Genomic DNA, 22,293 nt, shown 5'->3' on the forward strand with positions numbered 1-22,293 from the left:
CTGTGCGTTTTAACGTTCGTGGGATTTATCGCTCAGATATGCAGCATTTCGTCAGAAATTTTTCATATTCTGCACGATTGTTAATCACCAAATGTTGCGAAATATTAAGGTATTTATTCTGGTGTTCTGGGCGTAGCATAAATTTCTCTGCTGAAAATACCCGCCTGAAGTTTTTTTAATCTTTGTTTGCTAATTCTCACCGTTGTTGTAAATCATGGTTACCTGTATTGACGTTTTCACATTCTGTTGACAGATTGTAGGGCATGAGGGGCATTTCATGGAGAATCCGCGCTGCTACTCAGTCGTCTATGTGAACGGAATCCCCACCTCTTAACGCCGACCCAGCCGGTTAAAAAACAAAAAAGGCCAGGCGGTGCAAACCCACTGCAAAGGGTAAAACAACATCACATTTGGAGCAGAAGAATGAGTATTTCCTTGAAGAAGTCAGGGATGCTGAAGCTTGGTCTGAGCCTTGTGGCTATGACTGTCGCAGCAAGTGTACAGGCTAAAACTCTGGTTTATTGTTCAGAAGGTTCTCCTGAAGGGTTCAACCCGCAGCTGTTTACTTCTGGCACAACCTATGACGCCAGCTCAGTACCTATCTATAACCGTCTGGTGGAATTTAAAACCGGGACAACGGAAGTCATTCCGGGCCTCGCTGAGAAGTGGGAAATCAGTGAAGACGGTAAAACCTACACCTTCCACCTGCGTCAGGGCGTGAAGTGGCAGGACAATAAAGAGTTCAAACCGACGCGTGATTTCAACGCCGATGACGTGGTGTTCTCTTTCGATCGTCAGAAAAACGCACAAAACCCGTACCACAAAGTCTCTGGCGGCAGCTATGAATACTTTGAAGGCATGGGCCTGCAAGACCTGATCAGCGAAGTGAAGAAAGTGGACGATAAAACCGTTCAGTTCGTGCTGACGCGTCCTGAAGCGCCGTTCCTCGCTGACCTGGCGATGGATTTTGCCTCTATTCTTTCTAAAGAATATGCCGACAACATGATGAAAGCTGGCTCGCCGGAAAAAGTAGACCTGAACCCAATCGGTACCGGTCCGTTCCAGCTGCAGCAATACCAGAAAGACTCCCGTATTCTCTACAAAGCGTTTGAAGGTTACTGGGGCACTAAGCCGCAGATCGACCGTCTGGTCTTCTCCATTACGCCTGACGCTTCCGTGCGTTACGCCAAACTGCAGAAGAACGAATGTCAGGTGATGCCGTACCCGAACCCGGCTGACATCGCGCGCATGAAGCAGGACAAAAACATCAATCTGATGGAGCAGGCGGGTCTGAACGTCGGCTATCTCTCTTTCAATACCGAGAAGAAACCGTTTGATGACGTAAAAGTTCGTCAGGCGCTGACCTACGCGGTGAACAAAGACGCGATCATCAAAGCCGTTTATCAGGGTGCAGGCGTTGCTGCGAAGAACCTGATCCCGCCAACCATGTGGGGCTATAACGACGACGTTAAAGACTACACCTACGATCCTGAGAAAGCGAAAGCCCTGCTGAAAGAAGCCGGTCAGGATAAAGGCTTTACCGTTGAGCTGTGGGCAATGCCGGTACAGCGTCCGTACAACCCGAACGCTCGCCGTATGGCCGAGATGGTTCAGGCCGACTGGGCGAAGATTGGCGTTCAGGCCAAGATCGTGACCTACGAGTGGGGCGAGTATCTGAAACGCGCCAAAGCGGGTGAGCATCAGGCAGTGATGATGGGCTGGACCGGCGACAACGGGGATCCGGATAACTTCTTCGCGACCCTGTTCAGCTGCGCAGCGGCGAAAGACGGTTCCAACTATTCTCGCTGGTGCTACAAGCCGTTTGAAGATCTGATTCAACCGGCGCGTGCGACCGACGACCACAACAAGCGTATTGAACTCTACAAACAGGCTCAGGTCGTGATGCATGACCAGGCTCCGGCGCTGATCGTGGCTCACTCCACCGTGTATGAGCCAGTGCGTAAAGAAGTCAAAGGCTATGTGGTTGATCCATTAGGTAAACACCACTTCGAAAACGTCTCTATCGAATAATAAAAGCAACGTCAGGTAAGCGCTACACACCGTTAAGTCGGTACGTGTAGCGCCACCCGGCAGTAATGCTTTATCCCCTTCTCATTGAGGAGGGGATAAGATTTGTGAGCAATACAGACTCACGGTTCCAGGCCGTGCGTCATTAGAGAGAATCCGGGTTATGTTGCAGTTCATTCTCCGACGTTTGGGACTCGTCATCCCCACGTTTATCGGTATCACTCTTCTCACCTTTGCTTTTGTCCATATGATCCCCGGCGATCCGGTAATGATCATGGCAGGTGAACGTGGTATCTCCCCTGAGCGTCATGCTCAACTGTTGGCTGAACTCGGTCTCGATAAACCGATGTGGCAGCAGTACCTCCATTACATTTGGGGGGTTATGCATGGTGATTTAGGTATCTCGCTGAAAAGCCGTTTACCGGTGTGGGACGAGTTCGTGCCTCGCTTTAAAGCGACGCTGGAACTGGGTGTCTGCGCCATGATTTTCGCTACCGCCGTGGGTATTCCCGTGGGCGTGCTGGCTGCCGTTAAGCGCGGTTCCATTTTCGATCATACTGCCGTTGGCCTGGCGCTGACCGGTTATTCCATGCCTATCTTCTGGTGGGGCATGATGCTGATCATGCTGGTCTCCGTACAGCTCAACCTGACCCCCGTCTCCGGGCGCGTGAGCGACATGGTGTTCCTTGATGACTCGAACCCGCTGACCGGTTTTATGCTGATCGACACCGCAATCTGGGGTGAAGAGGGCAACTTCATTGATGCTGTGGCGCATATGATCCTGCCTGCGATGGTGCTTGGCACTATCCCTCTGGCGGTGATTGTGCGTATGACCCGTTCGTCGATGCTGGAAGTGCTGGGCGAAGATTACATCCGTACCGCGCGAGCCAAAGGGTTGACGCGTATGCGCGTCATCATCATTCACGCGTTGCGTAACGCTATGCTGCCGGTGGTGACCGTGATTGGTCTGCAGGTGGGAACGCTGCTGGCGGGTGCCATTCTGACCGAAACCATTTTCTCGTGGCCTGGCCTTGGGCGCTGGCTGATTGATGCGCTGCAACGTCGCGATTATCCGGTTGTGCAGGGTGGGGTGTTACTGGTGGCGACGATGATTATTCTCGTCAACCTGCTGGTCGACCTGCTGTACGGCGTGGTGAACCCGCGTATCCGTCATAAGAAGTAAGGGGCCATCATGTCACAGGTTACTGAAAATAAAGTTATTGCTGCGCCGGTGCCGATGACGCCGATGCAGGAGTTCTGGCACTATTTTAAACGCAACAAGGGCGCCGTGGTGGGGTTGGTGTACGTCGCGATCATGATCCTGATTGCGGTATTCGCCAACTTCCTGGCGCCGTATAACCCGGCTGACCAGTTCCGCGATACCCTGCTGGCGCCGCCGGCCTGGCAGGAAGGCGGCACGCTGGCGCATCTGTTGGGAACTGACGATGTGGGTCGCGATATCCTGTCGCGCCTGATGTACGGTGCGCGTCTGTCGCTGCTGGTGGGCTGCCTGGTGGTGGTGCTGTCGCTGGTGATGGGCGTCGTGCTGGGCCTTGTGGCCGGGTACTTCGGCGGCATCGTTGATAACGTCATCATGCGTATCGTCGATATCATGCTGGCGCTGCCGAGCCTGCTGCTCGCGCTGGTGCTGGTGGCGGTATTCGGTCCCTCGATTGGTAACGCCGCGCTGGCGCTGACGTTTGTGGCGTTGCCACACTATGTGCGACTGACGCGCGCCGCCGTGCTGGTGGAGGTCAACCGCGACTACGTGACCGCTTCCCGCGTGGCGGGGGCCGGCGCGATGCGCCAGATGTTCATCAACATCTTCCCGAACTGCCTTGCGCCGCTGATCGTTCAGGCGTCGCTCGGTTTCTCTAACGCCATTCTCGATATGGCCGCGCTTGGCTTCCTGGGCATGGGTGCGCAACCGCCAACACCAGAGTGGGGCACCATGCTCGCTGATGTGTTGCAGTTCGCACAAAGCGCCTGGTGGGTCGTGACCTTCCCGGGTCTGGCGATCCTGCTGACGGTGCTGGCATTTAACCTGATGGGTGACGGTCTGCGTGACGCGCTCGATCCCAAACTGAAGCAGTAAGAGGTTCGAGATGGCGTTATTAAATGTAGATAAATTATCGGTGCACTTCGGCGATGTTGGTTCCGAATTCCGCGCCGTAGACCGCATCAGCTACAGTGTGAATCAGGGTGAAGTGGTTGGTATTGTCGGAGAATCAGGCTCAGGAAAATCGGTCAGTTCACTGGCGATTATGGGGCTGATTGATTATCCCGGCCGCGTGATGGCGGAAAATCTGCTGTTCAACGGTCAGGATCTGAAGCGTATCTCTGAGAAAGAGCGACGCAACCTGGTGGGCGCCGAAGTGGCGATGATTTTCCAGGATCCGATGACCAGCCTGAACCCGTGTTACACCGTCGGTTTCCAGATTATGGAAGCGATCAAGGTGCATCAGGGTGGTAACAAGAAAACCCGTCGTCAGCGGGCGATTGACCTGCTGAACCAGGTGGGGATCCCCGATCCGGCCTCGCGTCTGGACGTGTATCCGCACCAGCTTTCCGGTGGGATGAGCCAGCGCGTAATGATCGCGATGGCAATTGCCTGTCGACCGAAGCTGTTGATTGCCGATGAGCCGACGACGGCGCTGGACGTGACCATCCAGGCGCAAATTATCGAGCTGCTGCTGGAACTGCAGCAGAAAGAGAACATGGCGTTGGTGCTCATCACTCATGACCTGGCGCTGGTGGCGGAAGCCGCGCACAAAATCATTGTCATGTACGCCGGTCAGGTGGTGGAAACGGGGGCGGCGCACGACATTTTCCGCGCGCCGCGTCATCCTTATACCCAGGCGTTGCTGCGCGCGTTGCCGGAGTTTGCTCAGGATAAAGCGCGACTGGCCTCGCTGCCAGGCGTGGTGCCGGGGAAATATGACCGCCCGATGGGCTGTCTGCTGAACCCGCGTTGCCCCTATGCGACGGACAAATGCCGCAGTGAAGAACCTGAGCTGGCCCTGCTGGATGGCGGTCGCCAGTCGAAATGTCATTACCCACTCGATGATGCCGGGAGGCCCACACTATGAGTACGCATGAGGCCACCTCGCAACAACCGCTGTTGCAGGCGATCGACCTGAAAAAACATTACCCGGTGAAGAAGGGGATTTTCTCCCCGGAACGTCTGGTGAAAGCGCTCGATGGGGTCTCTTTTACCCTTGAACGCGGCAAAACGCTGGCGGTGGTGGGCGAATCCGGTTGTGGGAAATCCACGCTCGGCCGTCTGCTGACGATGATTGAAACGCCGACCGGCGGTGAACTGTATTACCAGGGACAGGATCTGCTTAAGCACGATCCGCATGCGCAGAAACTGCGTCGGCAGAAAATCCAGATTGTGTTCCAGAACCCGTATGGTTCACTGAATCCGCGTAAGAAAGTGGGACAGATTCTGGAAGAGCCGCTGCTGATCAACACTTCGCTGAGCAAAGAGCAGCGCCGCGAAAAAGCGCTGGCGATGATGGCGAAAGTGGGGCTGAAAACCGAGCACTATGATCGCTATCCGCACATGTTCTCCGGCGGCCAGCGTCAGCGTATTGCCATTGCCCGTGGGCTGATGCTCGATCCGGATGTGGTGATTGCCGATGAACCCGTCTCTGCGCTCGATGTTTCCGTCCGTGCGCAGGTGCTGAACCTGATGATGGATTTGCAGCAGGAGCTGGGGCTGTCCTACGTGTTCATCTCCCACGATCTGTCAGTCGTTGAGCACATTGCAGATGAAGTGATGGTGATGTACTTAGGCCGTTGTGTGGAGAAGGGGACGAAGGACCAGATCTTCAATAACCCGCGTCACCCGTACACCCAGGCGCTGCTCTCCGCCACGCCGCGTCTGAATCCGGACGAGCGCCGCGAGCGCATCAAACTGACCGGCGAGCTGCCCAGCCCGTTGAATCCGCCGCCGGGCTGTGCCTTCAACGCCCGCTGCCGTCGTCGCTTTGGGCCCTGCACTCAGTTGCAGCCGCAGCTGAAAGACTACAGTGGTCAACTGGTCGCCTGTTTTGCGGTTGATCAGGATGAAAATGCGCAGAAACCCGTAGCGTAAATTCGTCACTTCTTCAGGCCCGGGGATGCGGTTGTGCTCCCGGGCCTTTTCTTTCTATTCAATCAGTTTCAACAGCGGCGACAGACACAGCAACATCCCGTACAGCAAGATCAGCCAGGTTTTCAGACCGCGCAGTTTTTCCAGTGGGGCCACTTTGTAAATCAGGAAGAATGGGATCAGGCAGGAGACAATACCGTACAGCGGGCTGCCGAGCTGGAAGAACACCAGCACGGAGACGCGGAACGAAACCCAAATCACCAGCGTGGTGACGATAAACGCGCAAATACCCAGCGTAATGATGCGCGGAGGAATATTCCCGACGTTAATGATGCGCCCCAGCACATTCAAAATGATGCCCTTCATCGCCTCATGGAACCCCAGGTAGATCCCAAAGAATGCCGTCAGCACCGCAAAGATATTCAGCACTGTCGAGGTGATGTGGATAATCGGCCCCGGTATGACCTGTGCGGCTAACGCCAGCGCAGAAATGTTTTGCTCAAAGGCGGAGACCGCCTCCTCGTGGGTAATGGAAAAGGTGAACGAGAAGGAGAAAAACAGGATCACCGCAATGAGCGTGATGTAGCTGATACGGTGAGTGCGAATCGCCATGCGGGTTGCCTGCACTCTGTCCGCTTCACGCTTGCGATAGGCAATATTCATCGGGTTGAGAACCTGAATGAAGACGGCCGAAAAGAAGCAGAAGGGGATAGTGAGCAACACGTCGCGAAAGAATACCGACGCTTGCGGGAAGGCGGTGATATTGCTCAGGTTCCAGTGTGGGATCATTGCCAGTCCAAACACCACGATGATACCGACTTTCACCACCACCATAGGGCCGGAGATTTTAAAAAGTAGTTTCTCGCCGCCAGAGGCGATCGCCACCAGTGCCGCAAAAATTGCCACCTTGTAGATCAATGACTGCGAAAGGTCGGCATCAGTCAGGCCGAAGGTGCGAATGTACGATGCGCTGTCGAACACCACGGAAAGCGAGTAGATAAATATGCCGTGGATAATCATCAGGAAGTAGATCACGCCGAGGAAGACGCCCCAGTTTTTCCCCAGGTAATGGCTGATGACATCGGTATAGTCGTTACAGGTTTCGCTCTCGGAGAGCGTTTTCAGGTAGATATCCTGCACGATCCAGGTGGCCGGATAGGCAATCAGAGAGGCGGTAATAAAGACCCAGATGCCTTTTAATCCAATCTGCACTGGCATTAATACCGTTCCTGCGCCAATCGCCATGCCGATGCACAGCAACACCCAGCCAAAATCGTAGCGGGTAAACGGTAAACTCTGCGACGCCGGTTTGCCGGATGCGCGGTGATCGGAAAGTGGTGATGTGTCGTGCTGCATGGAGTCCCCTGCCAAAAAGAGCCGTCACGGCTTGATGACCGCGAGGGGACGCAATTCTACAGAAGAGTGTGGGTCTCTGCCAGTTGGCTGATTGCGAGGCGTCACGCAAAGCGAAAGCGTGTTGGATGTCGGGCCTGGCGGGTTATCGTAGAATCGGCGGCAAGCCGGGGTTTCCCCGGTGAGGCGCAACGTTGCGGGGGCTTGATCCCTGGCGGCAATGACGCTAGATGTAGAAAACCCCCGCACATTGCTCGGTAAACCAGGCAACACAACGGGGGCATCCCTATCTCTAGACAAGTTAAGGATAGCCGCGAACGGTTGCCATTGCAACACAGGCGGCGATATGACGTTGACTCAGATAGGCATGGCTTTCTGGCACGATTTAGCGGCTCCAGCCATTGCCGGTATCATTGCGGGCATGGTCGTGAACTGGCTACGTAGCCGGAAGTAAATGCGCTGATGGGCGTCTGCCTGCCGCAGTGGCAACATGCGTCCGAACCAGGCCGCAAGGGCGATCCTTGCGGCCTTTTTCGTTATTGCGGATATGGCACCCAGTCGCCGCCATTCAGACGGACGTACGGTTTGTCCTGATACTGGATAACCACCGCGTTGGCGTTTTCCGATACCGCCGCTGTTTGTGGCAGGTTGCTGGTGAGTTTTGCCCAGTCCACGTTGTCTTCGGAGAAGATCTTACCGTCAAGCACGCGTACCACCAGGTCAGAAATCGCCAGGTAGCTGCTTGGCTGATTAATGACGATCGGCGCACCCTGATGCGGCGCTTTCATGCCGAAGAATTTCACGCCAGCCGGGACGTTGGTGATCGATGGGCTCGGGATATCACGCAAACCAGAGACCTGCATTCTGTCGCCTTTCAGCGCGCCGCCGTGTTCTGGTACGACAACCACCATCACCTTACGACCCGATTTTTCCAGCTCGGTGAAGAACGCATCCAGTTCATCAAAGAATTTCTGGGCGCGCGCTTTGTAATCCGCCGTTTTGCTGACGCCAGGATAGTGGTTACCGTCATGGAGCGGCAGGGTGTTGTAGAAGGTGGCGCTACGGGAATCCTTATCTTTTTCCGTGGTTTCCATCCAGCGCTGTAGCACGGCGGTGTCGTCATACACCGGAGAACCATCAAAACCTAACAGCGGCACAGGTAAGCCCTTTTGGTCCATCAGTTCAGCCTGCATCCCACCGTTTTCACGAACCTCTTTCAGGAAGCCGCCGAATTCGCCGTTATGGCCCATCATCAGGTGCTGCGTAAAGCCCAGTTTTGACAAGTTATCAAACAGATAGCATTCGTTGCCTGCCGGTTGGTACAGGTTAGTGTGCGACGGCTGTCCGCAGCTGGCACGTAGCAAACGAATCGCCGCCGGGCCGCTATACGACGTGGCGGAATTGAAGTGCTTAAACTGAATATCAAAGTGCGACCACAGCGGGTGCGACATCAGCCCAGCGGCTTCAATATCGGACCAGGAGAGCGAGCAGATGTTGATGACCAGCAATTCAAAGGGCTGCGCATCGGCAGGAAGCGCTGACGGGAAAGGCGTTTTACGCTTGGCTTCCGCATTGTAGAACGTATTCAACCAGGCGTTGAGATTCGCCGAGGTCGGCGGCGCGGTTTGTGCCGGAATATCACCAACGACCGGCGCCCCTCCGGCGGTCGCGACCGTTTCTGCCGCCGTTCCGCCCGTGGTGGTCACCGTGGTCGTCGGTTGACCCGCCGGCCACAGAGAGAAGCCTGGTCCTGCCAGCGTCAGGACGTTCAGCCAGACCATAATTGCCACCACGAAGACGGTCACCCGAATCCATTGTGACAAAAACAGCCACGCGACCAGCAGGACAAACACGGCGCCAATCATTTGCCAGTTGATAAAGCGGGTCGCGAGATCCAGTAGATAGTCGGCGCTAAAGCCCGCTACCTGCGACCCCTGGCTCATAATACTTTCCGGGCCTGGCAGCCAGGTGTCGTGCCAGAACAGGCCAAAACCGATCGGAATAGCTATCCAGTGACGAATGCGATGCAGGCTGTAACGCGGAACAGGCATCAGCAGGAAGGCCATAAAGACCAGGTTCAGCAGCGGGTGAAAATTAAGATAGCCCGCCCAGAGCAGGCCGAACTTGACCAGAAAATAGAAGTTCCAGCCAGAAAGGCCGCGCCAGTATTGCCAGAGTGGTGAAGGCAGTGATGCGTTTTGTGTTTGTTGAGTCATTTTTTCGTTGCCCTGGAAATCACCGTGCGGCGCAATGTTCCGGCCGGTTTAACATAACGAGGTTTTGCAAATAACAGTCGGGTCATATTGCTGATCCGGCGTAGTGAATGGCGCGCCAGATATCCCAGCGGGAAGAAAATCAGCGCACAAACAACGATGATTTGCAGGATATCGCTGATAGTCATCATGATGAGCGCTCCGTTTCATCGTCCAGTAAGCGTAGTGGTTGCGGAATACGCCGCCACGTCTTGCCGTCATGCTCGGCATTGATGACGGGTTTCACGTTTTGGGTCAGCGGCAGCGGTTGTCCCCACTGTTCCGGCGCCAGTAAGCGCATCTGCACCAGTTCAGCGCTGATGAGATTATCTTCAAACCAGACCATGCGGTTAGAAAAGAGATCGCCGGTCGGGAGCGGAAAGATATGATTCAGTGCAGTATCAAGATCGTTGACGCGGCAAAACGACAAGAACAGGACCAGGCGGTTGCCGCCAATGGTGACAATATCGCCAGTACGGTGTGGGCGACACATCGTTAAGGCTTGCTCAACGCGGATACCCGGAACGGGCCGCAGCGCGACCATCACCCCTTTCCCGTCGGCAGGCAGCAGGGTGTTGCTCATCATATTGTTCACCGCTTCACAGAACACGTCCCACTTCTGGAAACCGCGCAGTTTCATCGGCTGGGTCATCGACAGCAGCGTTGTGATATCTTCCGGCACGTAGCGGCTAAATTGCTGGCCCTGAACGCTTTCAATCAGCGTCAGACAACGGGAGAGCGGGGCGTTCCACGGAATCACCATATTGGCGCCGCAGCCTAACAGCAGGCGTTCGTCAGTGGCGCGCAGGCTGGCGATGTTTTCTCGCACAAGGATTTTCAGCGCGCTTCCGCGCTGGCGACGCAGAGTATGGATGCTCCGTGCCAGGGGCTCAATCTGGCTGTTTTGCTGAAGCGAAAAGATCAACGTAGCCGCCTGAGCGGTACGCGCCTCATTGAATAAACTTTCATTATTATCGAATAATTTCCAGTGCTCGGAGAGTGGCGGCGCCCCTTCCAGCACGGCGACATTACTCAGGATCTGCTTTTCATCGCTACGGGGCTGGATTTCCGCTTCTTCTTTCTGCGCCAGTTCCCACTGTCCTTCATGATGGCGGACGGTGAGCTGTTGGCGAGCGCTGACCCCTTTTTCATTACACCAGAAGGCAATATCAAACAAATGCTGATCGCCCTGATAGCGCATACTGGCGAGGCCATAAAGCGAGCGATATTCCCCCATTAAAAGAGAGAATTGTTTATCGTTATTATTCCCGGGGTTAAGCACCACTACAGAACAGTGATGGAGACGCGTCCATTTATTCATTTTATCCAGCCACAGACGCAAACGTTCAACTGGTATATTTTGCCAGCCGTTATTTGCGCAAATAAGAATGAATAAGTAATGCGTCGGATCCACGGAACACAGCAAATCGCGGGTCATAAATTGTAGACCCTTTTCCGAATTTGGCATGGAAAATAACTGAATTTTTTCCGGACCGTGAGATTCATCTAATTTGAATATTTCTCCAGGATCGCGGCCCATAGAAATGCCCGCGACTTTTGCAGTCCCGGTCTGAAAGGCAATCGTTTGATTCGCCAGGCTGATAGCGTCTTCAACGCGATCAGTGTTAACCCACCAGACTCCGCCGGCTGGCATATGGCGTAGTTCATCCCACAATGATGAGATGCCAATTGAAAATACAGGGTCCACAGCGTTCCTCGGGTCGCTATTTTATCTGTTTATCAGTTTACTAGCGAAAGCCCAGAAATAAACCTAACATTGAAATTAAAACGTATCAGATTTAGCATGTGAATCGATTTGGCGAGCAAGAAGCCTTGTAACATCGGCCTTTCCGATTCCATGACGCGTATTTTCACGAAACAACAAGTCAGAAAATGAGCAACATTTGAGCTTGCGGAATTTCGGTGAGAACGAAGCGGAATGCGAAAAGAAAAAAATGTTTGAAGCATGGCGAGTCTATTCAAAGGGATAAAACAAAATGTCTGACAACGAACCCGGCACGCAAACTGATTCAACATTAGGCTATACCTTTCAAAACGATTTCCTGGCATTAAGCCAGGCTTTTTCATTGCCAGAATTTGATTACACTGATATTTCCCAGCGTGAACAGCTCGCCGCCGCGATTAAACGCTGGCCGCTGTTGGCTGAATTTGCGCAACAACAATAAGGGAGCCGTGGATGGCCATTTTGGGACTTCAGGGCATACGTGGCGGGGTAGGCACGACGTCGATCGCGGCTGCGCTGGCCTGGTCATTGCAATTATTAGGGGAAAACGTCCTGGTTGTTGATACCAGCCCCGATAATTTGTTGCGCCTGTCATTCAACGTCGATTTTACTCATCGCGACGGCTGGGCCAGAGCGATACTTGATGGTCGTGACTGGCAGGAAGGCGGGATGCGTTATACCTCGCAGCTTGATTTGCTGCCGTTTGGTCAACTGACGGTGCAAGAGCGGGAATATCCTGACCGCTGGCTGGAACGATTGGACAGCATCGCGGCGGGCATCCGCGCGCTGAAAGAGAGTGGACGTTACTCATGGATTTTACTGGATCTGCCTCCGGGTTCCGCGCCGTTGACCCGACAACTGGTCAATGAGTGCGATCACACGCTGGCGATTGTCAAAGCCGACACCAACTGCCATGTCCGTTTGCATCAGCAGTCGCTGCCGGCGGGCGCGCATATTTTGATTAACGACTTACGCGTTGGCAGTCAGTTGCAGGACGATCTCTACCAGGTCTGGCTACAGAGTCAGCGTCGTCTGCTGCCGATGGTGATTCACCGTGATGAAGCCGTGGCTGAGTGTATGGCCGCCAAACAGCCGTTGGGGGAATACCGCAGTGACTCACTGGCCGCAGAAGAAGTGCTGACGCTGGCAAACTGGTGTTTATTACATTACTCAGGCCATAAAACTCCTGTCGGGAGCGCATCATGAGTGTCCTGTCCCGGTGGCTGCTTATTCCGCCGGTCAGCGCCCGCTTAAGCGAGCGTTATCAGGGTTATCGTCGTCATGGCGCGTCGTCTTTCAGCGCGGCGCTGGGCTGCCTGTGGGTGATCCTCGCGTGGGTCTTCATCCCACTGGAGCATCCGCGCTGGCAGCGGATCCGTGCCGAACGTAAAGCGCTCTATCCGCATATTAACGCCGCGCGTCCGCGTCCGTTAGATCCTGCCCGTTACGCCATTCAGACCCTCTGGTTGATGGCGACGTCGCCGCGTCAGGAGACGACGCAGCCCCGCTGGCAAACCTTCTCCCGTCTGCAAGGCGTCAGAGGGCGTTACCATCAGTGGATGGATACGCTACCGGGACGCGTGACGCAAAACACCACGCACCTGGATAAACAAAAGGAGCTCGGTCACCTGAGCCCAGGCGCGCGTCGCTTTATTATCGGGATTATTGTCACCTTCTCGTTGATTCTGGCGCTGATATGCGTGACCCAGCCGTTTAACCCGTTGGCGCAATTTATCTTCCTGATGCTGCTGTGGGGCGTTGCGCTGATCGTGCGCCGTATGCCGGGTCGCTTCTCTGCGCTGATGCTGATTGTGCTGTCGCTGACGGTATCGTGCCGCTATATCTGGTGGCGCTATACCTCCACGCTGAACTGGGACGATCCGGTGAGTCTGGTCTGCGGGCTGATCCTGCTGTTTGCCGAAACCTATGCGTGGATTGTGCTGGTGTTGGGTTACTTCCAGGTCGTCTGGCCGCTGAACCGCCAGCCGGTGCCGCTGCCAAAAGATATGTCGCAGTGGCCGACGGTGGATATCTTTGTGCCAACCTACAACGAAGAGTTACACGTGGTGAAAAACACCATTTACGCGTCGTTGGGTATCGACTGGCCGAAAGATAAGCTCAATATCTGGATCCTCGACGATGGCGGACGTGAAGAGTTCCGCCAGTTCGCCCAGACCGTGGGGGTGAAATATATTGCCCGTACCACCCATGAACACGCTAAAGCCGGGAACATTAACAACGCGCTGAAATATGCCAAAGGCGAATTTGTCTCGATCTTTGACTGCGACCACGTGCCGACGCGTTCGTTCCTGCAAATGACGATGGGCTGGTTCCTGAAAGACAAGAAGCTGGCGATGATGCAGACGCCGCACCACTTCTTCTCACCGGACCCGTTTGAACGTAACCTCGGACGTTTTCGCAAGACGCCAAACGAAGGCACGCTGTTTTACGGTCTGGTACAGGACGGTAATGACATGTGGGATGCCACCTTCTTCTGCGGTTCCTGTGCGGTGATTCGCCGTAAACCGCTGGATGAAATTGGTGGTATTGCCGTTGAAACGGTGACGGAGGATGCGCATACGTCGCTGCGTCTGCACCGTCGCGGTTATACCTCCGCGTACATGCGCATTCCGCAGGCGGCAGGGCTGGCGACCGAAAGTTTGTCTGCCCACATCGGCCAGCGTATTCGCTGGGCGCGCGGGATGGTACAGATTTTCCGACTCGATAACCCGCTGACCGGCAAGGGGCTGAAGTTCGCTCAGCGATTATGTTATGTCAACGCGATGTTCCACTTCCTGTCAGGTGTTCCACGACTGATCTTCCTGACCGCTCCGTTGGCGTTCCTGCTATTGCATGCCTATATCATTTATGCACCCGCGCTGATGATTGCGCTGTTCGTCCTGCCGCACATGGTCCACGCCAGCCTGACCAACTCGAAGATTCAGGGCAAGTACCGCCACTCCTTCTGGAGTGAGATCTACGAAACGGTGCTGGCCTGGTACATCGCGCCGCCGACGCTGGTGGCGCTGATCAACCCGCACAAAGGGAAGTTTAACGTCACCGCAAAGGGCGGGCTGGTCGAAGAAGAGTATGTCGACTGGGTGATTTCCCGTCCGTACATCTACCTGGTGTTGCTTAACCTGTTCGGTGTGGTCGTGGGCGTCTGGCGTTACTTCTACGGGCCGGAAAATGAAATGCTGACGGTTATCGTCAGCCTGGTGTGGGTGTTCTACAACCTGATTATTCTCGGCGGCGCGGTAGCGGTGTCGGTTGAAAGTAAACAGGTTCGCCGCTCACACCGTGTTGAAATTTCTATGCCGGCGGCGATTGCCCGTGAGGACGGACACCTGTTCTCGTGCACCGTCCATGATTTCTCCGACGGCGGTCTGGGGATCAAGATCAACGGTCAGGCCCAGGTGCTGGAAGGGCAGAAGGTGAATTTACTGCTCAAACGCGGCCAGCAGGAATATGTCTTCCCGACGCTGGTGGCGCGCGTTTGGGGTGAACAGGTGGGGCTGCAACTGATGCCGCTGACCACCAAACAGCATATCGATTTTGTGCAGTGTACGTTTGCCCGTGCTGATACATGGGCGCTCTGGCAGGACAGCTATCCGGAAGATAAGCCGCTGGAAAGCCTGTTGGATATTCTGAAGCTGGGTTTCCGTGGCTATCGCCATCTTGCGGAATTCTCCCCGTCTTCCGTGAAAATAGTTTTCCGGTCTTTGACTTCTCTGGTTTCCTGGGTTGTGTCGTTCATTCCACGCCGTCCGGAGCAGGACGAGGTGGCGGTGCAACAGCCGGATCAGGTTATGGCTCAACAATGATGATAACGCGATGAAAAGAAAACTTTCCTGGATTTGTGCAGTGGCAATGGGGATGAGCGCAATCCCTTCTTTCATGACGAATGCGACGCCTGCAACGCAACCACTGATAAACACTGAGCCAACCGTGGCCCCGGCGGCGGCCCCTGCACAGGCAGATGAAAATCAGCCGGTGGGTCAGGTTATGCCGGGCGTTCAGGGGGCGGATGCGCCGATTGTGGCGCAGAATGGCCCCTCCCGTGACGTGAAACTGACGTTTGCGCAGATCGCGCCGCCGCCGGGCAGCATGGTGCTGCGTGGCGTGAACCCTAACGGCAGTATCGAATTTGGCATGCGCAGCGATGAAGTGGTCTCCAGAGCCGTGCTGAATCTGGAGTACACCCCGTCGCCGTCCCTGCTGCCGATACAGTCGCAGCTTAAGGTCTATCTGAACGATGAGCTGATGGGCGTGCTGCCGGTCACCCAGGAACAGTTGGGCAAAAAGACGCTGGCGCAAATGCCGATCAACCCGTTGTTTATCACCGACTTTAACCGCGTGCGGCTGGAGTTCGTCGGCCACTATCAGCAGGTTTGTGAAAACCCGGCCAGCAGTACGCTGTGGCTGGACGTCGGTCGCAGCAGCATGCTGGACCTCACCTACCAGACGCTGGAAGTGCAAAACGATCTCTCGCACTTCCCGGTACCGTTCTTCGATCCACGCGACAACCGCGCGGTGACGCTGCCAATGGTCTTTGCCGGCTCGCCGGATCGTACCCTGCAACAGGCGGCGTCAATCGTATCGTCCTGGTTTGGTTCCCGGGCGGGCTGGCGAGGTCAGCACTTCCCGGTGCTGTACAACACGCTGCCGGATCGTAATGCGATCGTCTTTGCCACTAACGATAAGCGACCTGATTTCCTGCGTGAACATCCGCCGGTGAAAGCGCCGGTGATCGAAATGATCAGCCATCCGGATAACCCTTATGTGAAGCTGCTGGTGGTGTTTGGTCGTGACGACAACGATCTGCTGCAGGCCGCGAAAGGGATCGCCCAGGGCAACATTCTCTTTCGCGGTAGCAGTGTGGAAGTGAACGAGGTGAAACCGCTGCTGGCGCGTAAACCGTACGATGCGCCAAACTGGGTGCGCACCGATCGTCCGGTAACCTTCGGCGAACTGAAAACCTATGAAGAGCAGTTGCAGTCCACCGGGATGGAACCTGCGGCGATCAACGTCTCTCTGAACCTGCCGCCGGATCTCTATCTGCTGCGCAGTACCGGTATTGATATGAACCTCAATTACCGTTACACCACGCCGCCGACCAAAGACAGCTCGCGCATGGATATCAGTCTGAACAACCAGTTCCTGCAAGCCTTTAGTCTGACCAGCAATGAGAAGAGTAACCGTCTGTTGCTGCGTCTGCCGGTACTGCAAGGGCTGTTGGACGGAAAAACGGATGTTGCCATTCCGGCGCTGAAACTGGGTGCGATGAACCAACTGCGGTTTGACTTCGAGTACATGAACCCGATGCCGGGCGGCTCGGTTGAAAACTGTGTTACCTTCCAGCCGGTGCCGAACCATGTGGTGATTGGCGACGACTCCACCATCGACTTCTCGAAGTACTACCATTTCATTGCGATGCCGGATCTGCGCGCGTTTGCGAACGCGGGCTTCCCGTTCAGCCGCATGGCGGATCTGTCGGAAACCATCACCGTGATGCCGAAAACGCCGAACGAAGCGCAGATGGAAACGCTGCTCGACGCCACCGCGACCATTGGCGCGCAAACCGGTTTCCCGGCGATTAACCTGACCATCACCGATGACAGCAGCCAGATTCAGGGCAAAGATGCGGACATTCTGGTTATCGGCTCGATCCCGGACAAACTGAAAGACGACAAGCGTATCGACCTGCTGGTTCAGGCGGCGGAAAGCTGGGTGAAAACCCCGATGCGTCAGACGACGTTCCCGAGCATCATGCCTGATGAAGCCGATCGCAAAGCGGATGCGCAGGCGACGGTAACGTCAAGTGGACCGATGGCGGCGGTCGTCGGCTTCCAGTCGCCGTTTAACGATCAGCGTAGCGTGGTGGCGCTGCTGGCGGACAGTCCGCGTGGCTACGAGTTGCTGAACCAGGCCATCAATGACAGCGGCAAACGGGCGGCGATGTTTGGTTCCGTCTCGGTGATCCGTGAATCTGGTGTGAACAGTTTACGTGTTGGCGATATTTACTACGTGGGCCACCTGCCGTGGTTTGAACGTCTGTGGTATGCGCTGGCTAACCATCCAGTGCTGTTAGCGGTGCTGGCGGCGATCAGCGTGGTATTACTGGCCTGGGTGCTGTGGCGTCTGCTGCGCATCATCAGTCGCCGCCGTCTCGATCCGGATCATGAGTGATAAATAATGAACGCGTTGCGAAGTGGGATAGTTATGGTGTTAATGCTGGCCGCACTGAGTGTACAGGCGGCCTGTACCTGGCCCGAGTGGGATCAATTTAAAAAGGATTACATCAGTCAGGAAGGGCGGGTGATTGATCCCAGCGACGCACGCAAAATCACCACCTCGGAAGGGCAAAGCTATGCGATGTTCTTTGCTCTTGCCGCCAACGATCGCCAGTCCTTTGACCAGCTACTGGACTGGACGCAGAACAACCTCGCGCAAGGGTCGTTGCAGGAACATCTGCCCGCCTGGCTGTGGGGACAGAAAGATCCCTCCACCTGGGCGGTGCTGGATAGCAACTCGGCTTCTGACGGTGATATCTGGATCGCGTGGTCGCTGCTGGAGGCGGGACGCTTGTGGAAAGAACCGCGCTATACCGACATCGGCAAAGCCTTGCTGAAACGCATTGCCAGCGAAGAAGTGGTGACGGTGCCGGGGCTGGGCTCCATGCTGTTGCCCGGCAAGATTGGCTTTGCCGAAGCCAACACCTGGCGCTTTAACCCGAGCTATCTGCCGCCGCAGCTGGCGCAGTATTTCACCCGTTTCGGCGCGCCGTGGTCCACTCTGCGTGAAACCAACCAGCGACTACTGTTAGAAACGGCACCGAAAGGTTTCTCGCCGGACTGGGTCCGTTACGAGAAAAACAAAGGCTGGCAACTGAAGGCAGAGAAAACGCTGGTCAGCAGTTACGACGCGATTCGCGTCTATCTGTGGGCGGGCATGATGCATGATGGCGACCCGCAGAAAGCGCGGCTGCTGGCAAAATTCAAACCGATGGCAACCCTGACAACTAAAAACGGTCTCCCGCCGGAGAAAGTGGACGTCGCCAGCGGCAAAGCGCAGGGCAATGGCCCGGTAGGCTTTTCTGCGGCCTTACTGCCCTTCCTGCAAAACCGCGACGCACAAGCGGTGCAGCGACAGCGCGTAACGGACCATTTCCCCGGCAGCGATGCCTATTACAGCTACGTGCTAACCCTCTTCGGACAAGGGTGGGATCAGCATCGTTATCGCTTCACCGCCAAAGGTGAGTTACTACCTGACTGGGGCCAGGAATGCGCAAGTTCAAATTGAGTTTACTCGGGGTTTCACTCGGCATTGCCCTGATGCCCTTTGCCGACGCCGCGCCGTCGGCGCAACAGCAGTTGCTGGAGCAGGTGCGGCTGGGAGAAGCAACGCACCGTGAAGATCTGGTGCGCCAGTCGCTCTATCGCCTCGAACTGATTGACCCGAATAATCCGGATGTTATTGCCGCTCGCTTTCGTTACATGCTGCGTCAGGGCGATAACGACGGCGCGCAGAAACAGCTTGATCGACTTTCTCAGTTAGCGCCAAGTTCTGACGCCTATAAATCGTCGCAAACCACCATGCTGTTAGCGACGCCGGATGGGCGTCAGTCGTTACAGCAGGCGCGTCTACAGGCGACAACCGGGCATGCCGAAGAGGCTGTCGCCGCCTACGATAAGTTATTCAAGGGCAACCCGCCGGAAGGCGACCTGGAAGTGGAGTACTGGAGCGCGGTGGCAAAAATTCCGGCCCGCCGCAATCAGGCGATCAATCAGCTCAAGGCGATTAACGCCCGCAGTCCGGGCAATAACCCATTGCAAAATACGCTGGCGCAGCTGCTGTTTGATAACGATCGCCCGGCCGAAGGCTTTGTGATTCTGGAGCAGATGGCGAAATCCAACACCGGGCGGAATGCCGCAGCCACTATCTGGTACACCCAGATCAAGGATCTGCCGGTCAGCGACGCCAGCGTGAAGGCGCTGCAAAAATACCTCACGGTATTCAGTGAGGGGGACAGCGTGGCCGCTGCGCGCAGTAAGCTCAGCGAACAGCAAAAGCAGCTCTCCGATCCAACATTCCGCGCGCGTGCGCAGGGTCTGGCGGCAGTCGACGCTGGTCAGGGCGGACGGGCGGTTTCTGAATTACAGCAGGCGGTGAGAGCCAACCAAAGCGACAGCGAAGCCGTGGGCGCGCTGGGGCAGGCCTACTCTCAGCGGGGCGATCGCGCCAGCGCCGTTGCGCAGTTTAAGAAAGCGCTGGCGATGGATCCGCAAAGCGGGAGCCGCAGCAAGTGGGAAAGCCTGCTGAAAGTGAACAGTTACTGGCTGGCGATTCAACAGGGCGATGCCGCGCTGAAAGCCAACAATATTGACCAGGCTGAACGTCTCTATCAGCAGGCCAGAAACATCGACAATACCGACAGCTATGCGGTGCTGGGGCTGGGCGATGCGGCAATGGCGCGGAAAGATTATCCGGCTGCCGAGCGCTACTACCAGCAGACGCTGCGCATGGACAGCGGCAATACCAACGCCGTACGCGGTCTGGCAAACCTCTATCGCGCGCAGTCGCCGGAGAAAGCCTCCGCGTTTATCGCCACGCTCTCTGCCAGCCAGCGTCGCAGTATTGATGATATTGAACGCGGACTGGAAAACGATCGTCTGGCGCAGCAGGCCGAAACGCTGGAGAACCAGGGCAACTGGGCACAGGCTGCGGAACTGCAACGCCGCCGACTGGCGCTGGATCCAGGCAGCGTCTGGATAACGTATCGTCTGTCACGCGATCTGTGGCAGGCCGGGCAGCGTAGTCAGGCTGATGCGCAGATGAGTGCGCTGGCGCGTCAGAAACCCAACGATCCGGAACAAGTGTATGCGTATGGGCTGTACCTGTCCGGCAATGATCAGGATCGGGCGGCGTTGGCGCATATCAACAGCCTGCCGCGCAGTCAGTGGAACAGTAACATTCAGGAACTGGCCGACCGCCTGCAAAGCAACCAGGTGCTGGAAACGGCTAACCGTCTGCGCGACAGCGGCCGGGAGGCTGAGGCGGAAGCGCTGTTACGCCAACAGCCTGCCTCCACCCGTCTCGATTTAACGCTGGCCGACTGGGCGCAGCAGCGTGGGGAATACAATGCGGCGCGAGGCGCTTACGACGCCGTGCTGGCGCGCGAACCGGACAACGTCGATGCGATGCTGGGGCTGACGGAAGTGTACATCGCCCAGGGCGACAAGTCTGCTGCGCGAGCGCAACTGGCAAAACTGCCCGCAACGCAGACTCCGTCAATCAACATGCAGCGGCGAATCGCGCTGGCGCAAATGCAGCTTGGCGACACCGCTGCGGCACAACAGACCTTCAATACTTTGATTCCACAGGCCAAAGCGCAGCCGCCGTCAATGGAAAGCGCGATGGTGCTGCGTGACGCCGCGAATTTTCAGGCGCAGAGCGGTGAGCCGCAACAGGCGCTGGATACGTACAAAGACGCGATGGTGGCGTCCGGCATCACGCCAACGCGTCCGCAGGATAATGACACCTTTACCCGTCTGACCCGTAACGATGAAAAAGATGACTGGCTGAAGCGTGGCGTGCGCAGCGATGCGGCGGATTTATATCGTCAGCAGGATTTGAACGTCACGCTGGAGCATGACTACTGGGGATCGAGCGGTACCGGCGGCTATTCTGATCTGAAAGCGCATACCACTATGCTGCATGTGGATGCGCCGTATTCGGACGGTCGTATGTTCTTCCGTACCGATCTGGTCAACATGAACGCGGGCAGCTTCTCAACAGATGCGAATGGTCGCTACGACAATAACTGGGGCACCTGTACGCTGGAAGACTGTAGCGGCAGCCGTAGCCAGTCGGACACGGGGGCGAGCGTTGCCGTTGGCTGGAAGAATGACACCTGGAGCTGGGATATCGGCACCACGCCGATGGGCTTCAACGTCGTCGATGTGGTCGGCGGCGTCAGTTACAGCAATGACATTGGGCCGCTGGGTTATACCCTGAACGCGCACCGCCGTCCGATTTCCAGTTCGCTGCTCGCCTTTGGCGGACAGAAAGATGCGCAGAGCCACAACGGCGACAGCAACGACGTTAACACCGGTAAAAAATGGGGGGGCGTTCGCGCGGACGGCGGCGGGATTAGTCTCAGCTACGACAAAGGTGAAGCCAACGGTGTCTGGGTGTCACTCGGCGCCGATCAGTTAACCGGAAAAAATGTCGAGGATAACTGGCGCGTCCGGTGGATGACCGGTTACTACTACAAAATCATCAACGAGAATAATCGCCGCGTTACCGTGGGCCTGAACAATATGATCTGGCACTACGACAAAGACCTGAGCGGTTATTCGCTGGGCCACGGCGGCTACTACAGTCCGCAGGAATACTTGTCCTTCGCGGTGCCGGTGATGTGGCGTCAGCGCACGGAAAACTGGTCCTGGGAACTGGGCGGCTCCGTATCCTGGTCGCATTCGCGCACCAAAACCATGCCGCGTTATCCGTTACTGAATCTGATTCCGTCGGATTACCGGCAGGAAGCCAGCGAACAAACTAACGGCGGCGGCAGCAGCCAGGGCTTTGGTTATACCGCGCGGGCGCTGATCGAGCGTCGGGTGACCTCTAACTGGTTTGTCGGGACCGCGGTGGATATTCAACAGGCAAAAGACTACGCGCCAAGCCATTTACTGCTGTATGTTCGCTATTCCGCCGCAGGATGGCAGGGTGATATGGATTTACCGCCGCAGCCGCTGGTACCGTACGCAGACTGGTAATCAGAAAAGTCCTTTTCAGACACAGCCTCTCTCAATGCC

16 protein-coding genes are annotated in these 22,293 nt (G+C 56.0%); 12 read left to right on the forward strand and 4 right to left on the reverse strand.

Annotation, left to right across the window (positions count from 1 at the left end; translation table 11 throughout):
- Positions 1-423 precede the first annotated feature (423 nt).
- From dppA to dppF, 5 genes are all read left to right on the forward strand, one after another.
- Positions 424-2,031: a dipeptide ABC transporter periplasmic-binding protein DppA gene (gene dppA, locus WM46_RS20595; RefSeq protein WP_061075973.1), complete on the forward strand. Its 1,608-nt coding sequence runs from the start codon at positions 424-426 to the stop codon at positions 2,029-2,031.
- Between the two features lie 160 nt (positions 2,032-2,191).
- The gene (gene dppB, locus WM46_RS20605; protein WP_042323173.1) at positions 2,192-3,211 is read left to right on the forward strand and encodes a dipeptide ABC transporter permease DppB; all 1,020 of its coding nucleotides are present in this window, start codon (positions 2,192-2,194) and stop codon (positions 3,209-3,211) included.
- 9 nt (positions 3,212-3,220) lie between these two features.
- Positions 3,221-4,123, forward strand: a complete 903-nt coding sequence (gene dppC / locus WM46_RS20610; protein ID WP_102603174.1) for a dipeptide ABC transporter permease DppC — start codon at positions 3,221-3,223, stop codon at positions 4,121-4,123.
- A gap of 10 nt (positions 4,124-4,133) precedes the next feature.
- Positions 4,134-5,117, forward strand: coding sequence for a dipeptide ABC transporter ATP-binding protein (dppD, locus tag WM46_RS20615; protein WP_061075974.1), 984 nt, complete (start codon positions 4,134-4,136; stop codon positions 5,115-5,117).
- Positions 5,114-6,127, forward strand: a complete 1,014-nt coding sequence (gene dppF, locus WM46_RS20620; protein WP_102603175.1) for a dipeptide ABC transporter ATP-binding subunit DppF — start codon at positions 5,114-5,116, stop codon at positions 6,125-6,127. Before dppD ends, dppF begins: the two co-directional genes overlap by 4 nt.
- Before the next feature lie 54 nt (positions 6,128-6,181).
- Here the strand turns inward: dppF and WM46_RS20625 are convergent, their stop codons facing one another.
- The gene (locus WM46_RS20625; RefSeq protein ID WP_102603176.1) at positions 6,182-7,480 is read right to left on the reverse strand and encodes an amino acid permease; all 1,299 of its coding nucleotides are present in this window, start codon (positions 7,478-7,480) and stop codon (positions 6,182-6,184) included.
- Positions 7,481-7,823: 343 nt separating this feature from the next.
- Here WM46_RS20625 and WM46_RS26420 point away from each other — a divergent pair, with 343 nt between their 5' ends.
- On the forward strand, positions 7,824-7,931 hold the full coding sequence (locus WM46_RS26420; RefSeq protein WP_187394407.1) for a type I toxin-antitoxin system toxin Ldr family protein: 108 nt from the start codon (positions 7,824-7,826) through the stop codon (positions 7,929-7,931).
- Positions 7,932-8,013: 82 nt separating this feature from the next.
- On the opposite strand, the gene bcsG is transcribed toward WM46_RS26420, so the two are convergent.
- From bcsG to bcsE, 3 genes are read right to left on the reverse strand one after another with little or no spacing between them, the layout of a single operon-like run.
- On the reverse strand, positions 8,014-9,693 hold the full coding sequence (gene bcsG / locus WM46_RS20635) for a cellulose biosynthesis protein BcsG (RefSeq protein ID WP_102603178.1): 1,680 nt from the start codon (positions 9,691-9,693) through the stop codon (positions 8,014-8,016).
- Positions 9,690-9,881 carry a cellulose biosynthesis protein BcsF gene (gene bcsF / locus WM46_RS20640; protein ID WP_102603179.1) on the reverse strand — a complete coding sequence of 64 codons (192 nt, stop codon included), beginning with the start codon at positions 9,879-9,881 and terminating at the stop codon, positions 9,690-9,692. The genes bcsG and bcsF overlap by 4 nt, the downstream gene beginning before the upstream one ends.
- Positions 9,878-11,437 carry a cellulose biosynthesis c-di-GMP-binding protein BcsE gene (gene bcsE, locus WM46_RS20645; protein WP_061075979.1) on the reverse strand — a complete coding sequence of 520 codons (1,560 nt, stop codon included), beginning with the start codon at positions 11,435-11,437 and terminating at the stop codon, positions 9,878-9,880. The genes bcsF and bcsE overlap by 4 nt, the downstream gene beginning before the upstream one ends.
- 289 nt (positions 11,438-11,726) lie before the next feature.
- On the opposite strand from bcsE, the gene bcsR reads away from it, so the two are divergent.
- Genes bcsR through bcsC form a run of 6 tightly spaced genes read left to right on the forward strand, consistent with a single transcriptional unit; the run spans position 11,727 to position 22,254 of the window.
- On the forward strand, positions 11,727-11,915 hold the full coding sequence (gene bcsR / locus WM46_RS20650) for a cellulose biosynthesis protein BcsR (protein WP_042323607.1): 189 nt from the start codon (positions 11,727-11,729) through the stop codon (positions 11,913-11,915).
- 11 nt (positions 11,916-11,926) lie between these two features.
- Positions 11,927-12,679, forward strand: coding sequence for a cellulose biosynthesis protein BcsQ (bcsQ, locus tag WM46_RS20655; protein WP_102603180.1), 753 nt, complete (start codon positions 11,927-11,929; stop codon positions 12,677-12,679).
- Positions 12,676-15,297, forward strand: a complete 2,622-nt coding sequence (gene bcsA, locus WM46_RS20660) for a UDP-forming cellulose synthase catalytic subunit (protein WP_102603181.1) — start codon at positions 12,676-12,678, stop codon at positions 15,295-15,297. The genes bcsQ and bcsA overlap by 4 nt, the downstream gene beginning before the upstream one ends.
- A 10-nt stretch (positions 15,298-15,307) precedes the next feature.
- Positions 15,308-17,662: a cellulose biosynthesis cyclic di-GMP-binding regulatory protein BcsB gene (gene bcsB, locus WM46_RS20665; RefSeq protein WP_102603182.1), complete on the forward strand. Its 2,355-nt coding sequence runs from the start codon at positions 15,308-15,310 to the stop codon at positions 17,660-17,662.
- Between the two features lie 6 nt (positions 17,663-17,668).
- Positions 17,669-18,775 carry a cellulose synthase complex periplasmic endoglucanase BcsZ gene (gene bcsZ, locus WM46_RS20670; RefSeq protein ID WP_102603183.1) on the forward strand — a complete coding sequence of 369 codons (1,107 nt, stop codon included), beginning with the start codon at positions 17,669-17,671 and terminating at the stop codon, positions 18,773-18,775.
- Positions 18,757-22,254, forward strand: a complete 3,498-nt coding sequence (gene bcsC / locus WM46_RS20675; protein WP_102603184.1) for a cellulose synthase complex outer membrane protein BcsC — start codon at positions 18,757-18,759, stop codon at positions 22,252-22,254. The genes bcsZ and bcsC overlap by 19 nt, the downstream gene beginning before the upstream one ends.
- The last annotated feature ends 39 nt before the right edge of the window (positions 22,255-22,293 follow it).

The sequence above is a fragment of the Citrobacter freundii complex sp. CFNIH2 genome (assembly GCF_002880615.1).
Lineage (GTDB): Bacteria > Pseudomonadota > Gammaproteobacteria > Enterobacterales > Enterobacteriaceae > Citrobacter_A > Citrobacter_A amalonaticus_F.

Coding starts and splice junctions, on each gene's coding strand:
- dppA (WP_061075973.1), top strand. CDS start 424: ATGAGTATTTCCTTGAAGAAGTCAGGGATGCTGAAGCTTGGTCTGAGC.
- dppB (WP_042323173.1), top strand. CDS start 2,192: ATGTTGCAGTTCATTCTCCGACGTTTGGGACTCGTCATCCCCACGTTT.
- dppC (WP_102603174.1), top strand. CDS start 3,221: ATGTCACAGGTTACTGAAAATAAAGTTATTGCTGCGCCGGTGCCGATG.
- dppD (WP_061075974.1), top strand. CDS start 4,134: ATGGCGTTATTAAATGTAGATAAATTATCGGTGCACTTCGGCGATGTT.
- dppF (WP_102603175.1), top strand. CDS start 5,114: ATGAGTACGCATGAGGCCACCTCGCAACAACCGCTGTTGCAGGCGATC.
- WM46_RS20625 (WP_102603176.1), bottom strand. CDS start 7,480: ATGCAGCACGACACATCACCACTTTCCGATCACCGCGCATCCGGCAAA.
- WM46_RS26420 (WP_187394407.1), top strand. CDS start 7,824: ATGACGTTGACTCAGATAGGCATGGCTTTCTGGCACGATTTAGCGGCT.
- bcsG (WP_102603178.1), bottom strand. CDS start 9,693: ATGACTCAACAAACACAAAACGCATCACTGCCTTCACCACTCTGGCAA.
- bcsF (WP_102603179.1), bottom strand. CDS start 9,881: ATGATGACTATCAGCGATATCCTGCAAATCATCGTTGTTTGTGCGCTG.
- bcsR (WP_042323607.1), top strand. CDS start 11,727: ATGTCTGACAACGAACCCGGCACGCAAACTGATTCAACATTAGGCTAT.
- bcsQ (WP_102603180.1), top strand. CDS start 11,927: ATGGCCATTTTGGGACTTCAGGGCATACGTGGCGGGGTAGGCACGACG.
- bcsA (WP_102603181.1), top strand. CDS start 12,676: ATGAGTGTCCTGTCCCGGTGGCTGCTTATTCCGCCGGTCAGCGCCCGC.
- bcsB (WP_102603182.1), top strand. CDS start 15,308: ATGAAAAGAAAACTTTCCTGGATTTGTGCAGTGGCAATGGGGATGAGC.
- bcsZ (WP_102603183.1), top strand. CDS start 17,669: ATGAACGCGTTGCGAAGTGGGATAGTTATGGTGTTAATGCTGGCCGCA.
- bcsC (WP_102603184.1), top strand. CDS start 18,757: ATGCGCAAGTTCAAATTGAGTTTACTCGGGGTTTCACTCGGCATTGCC.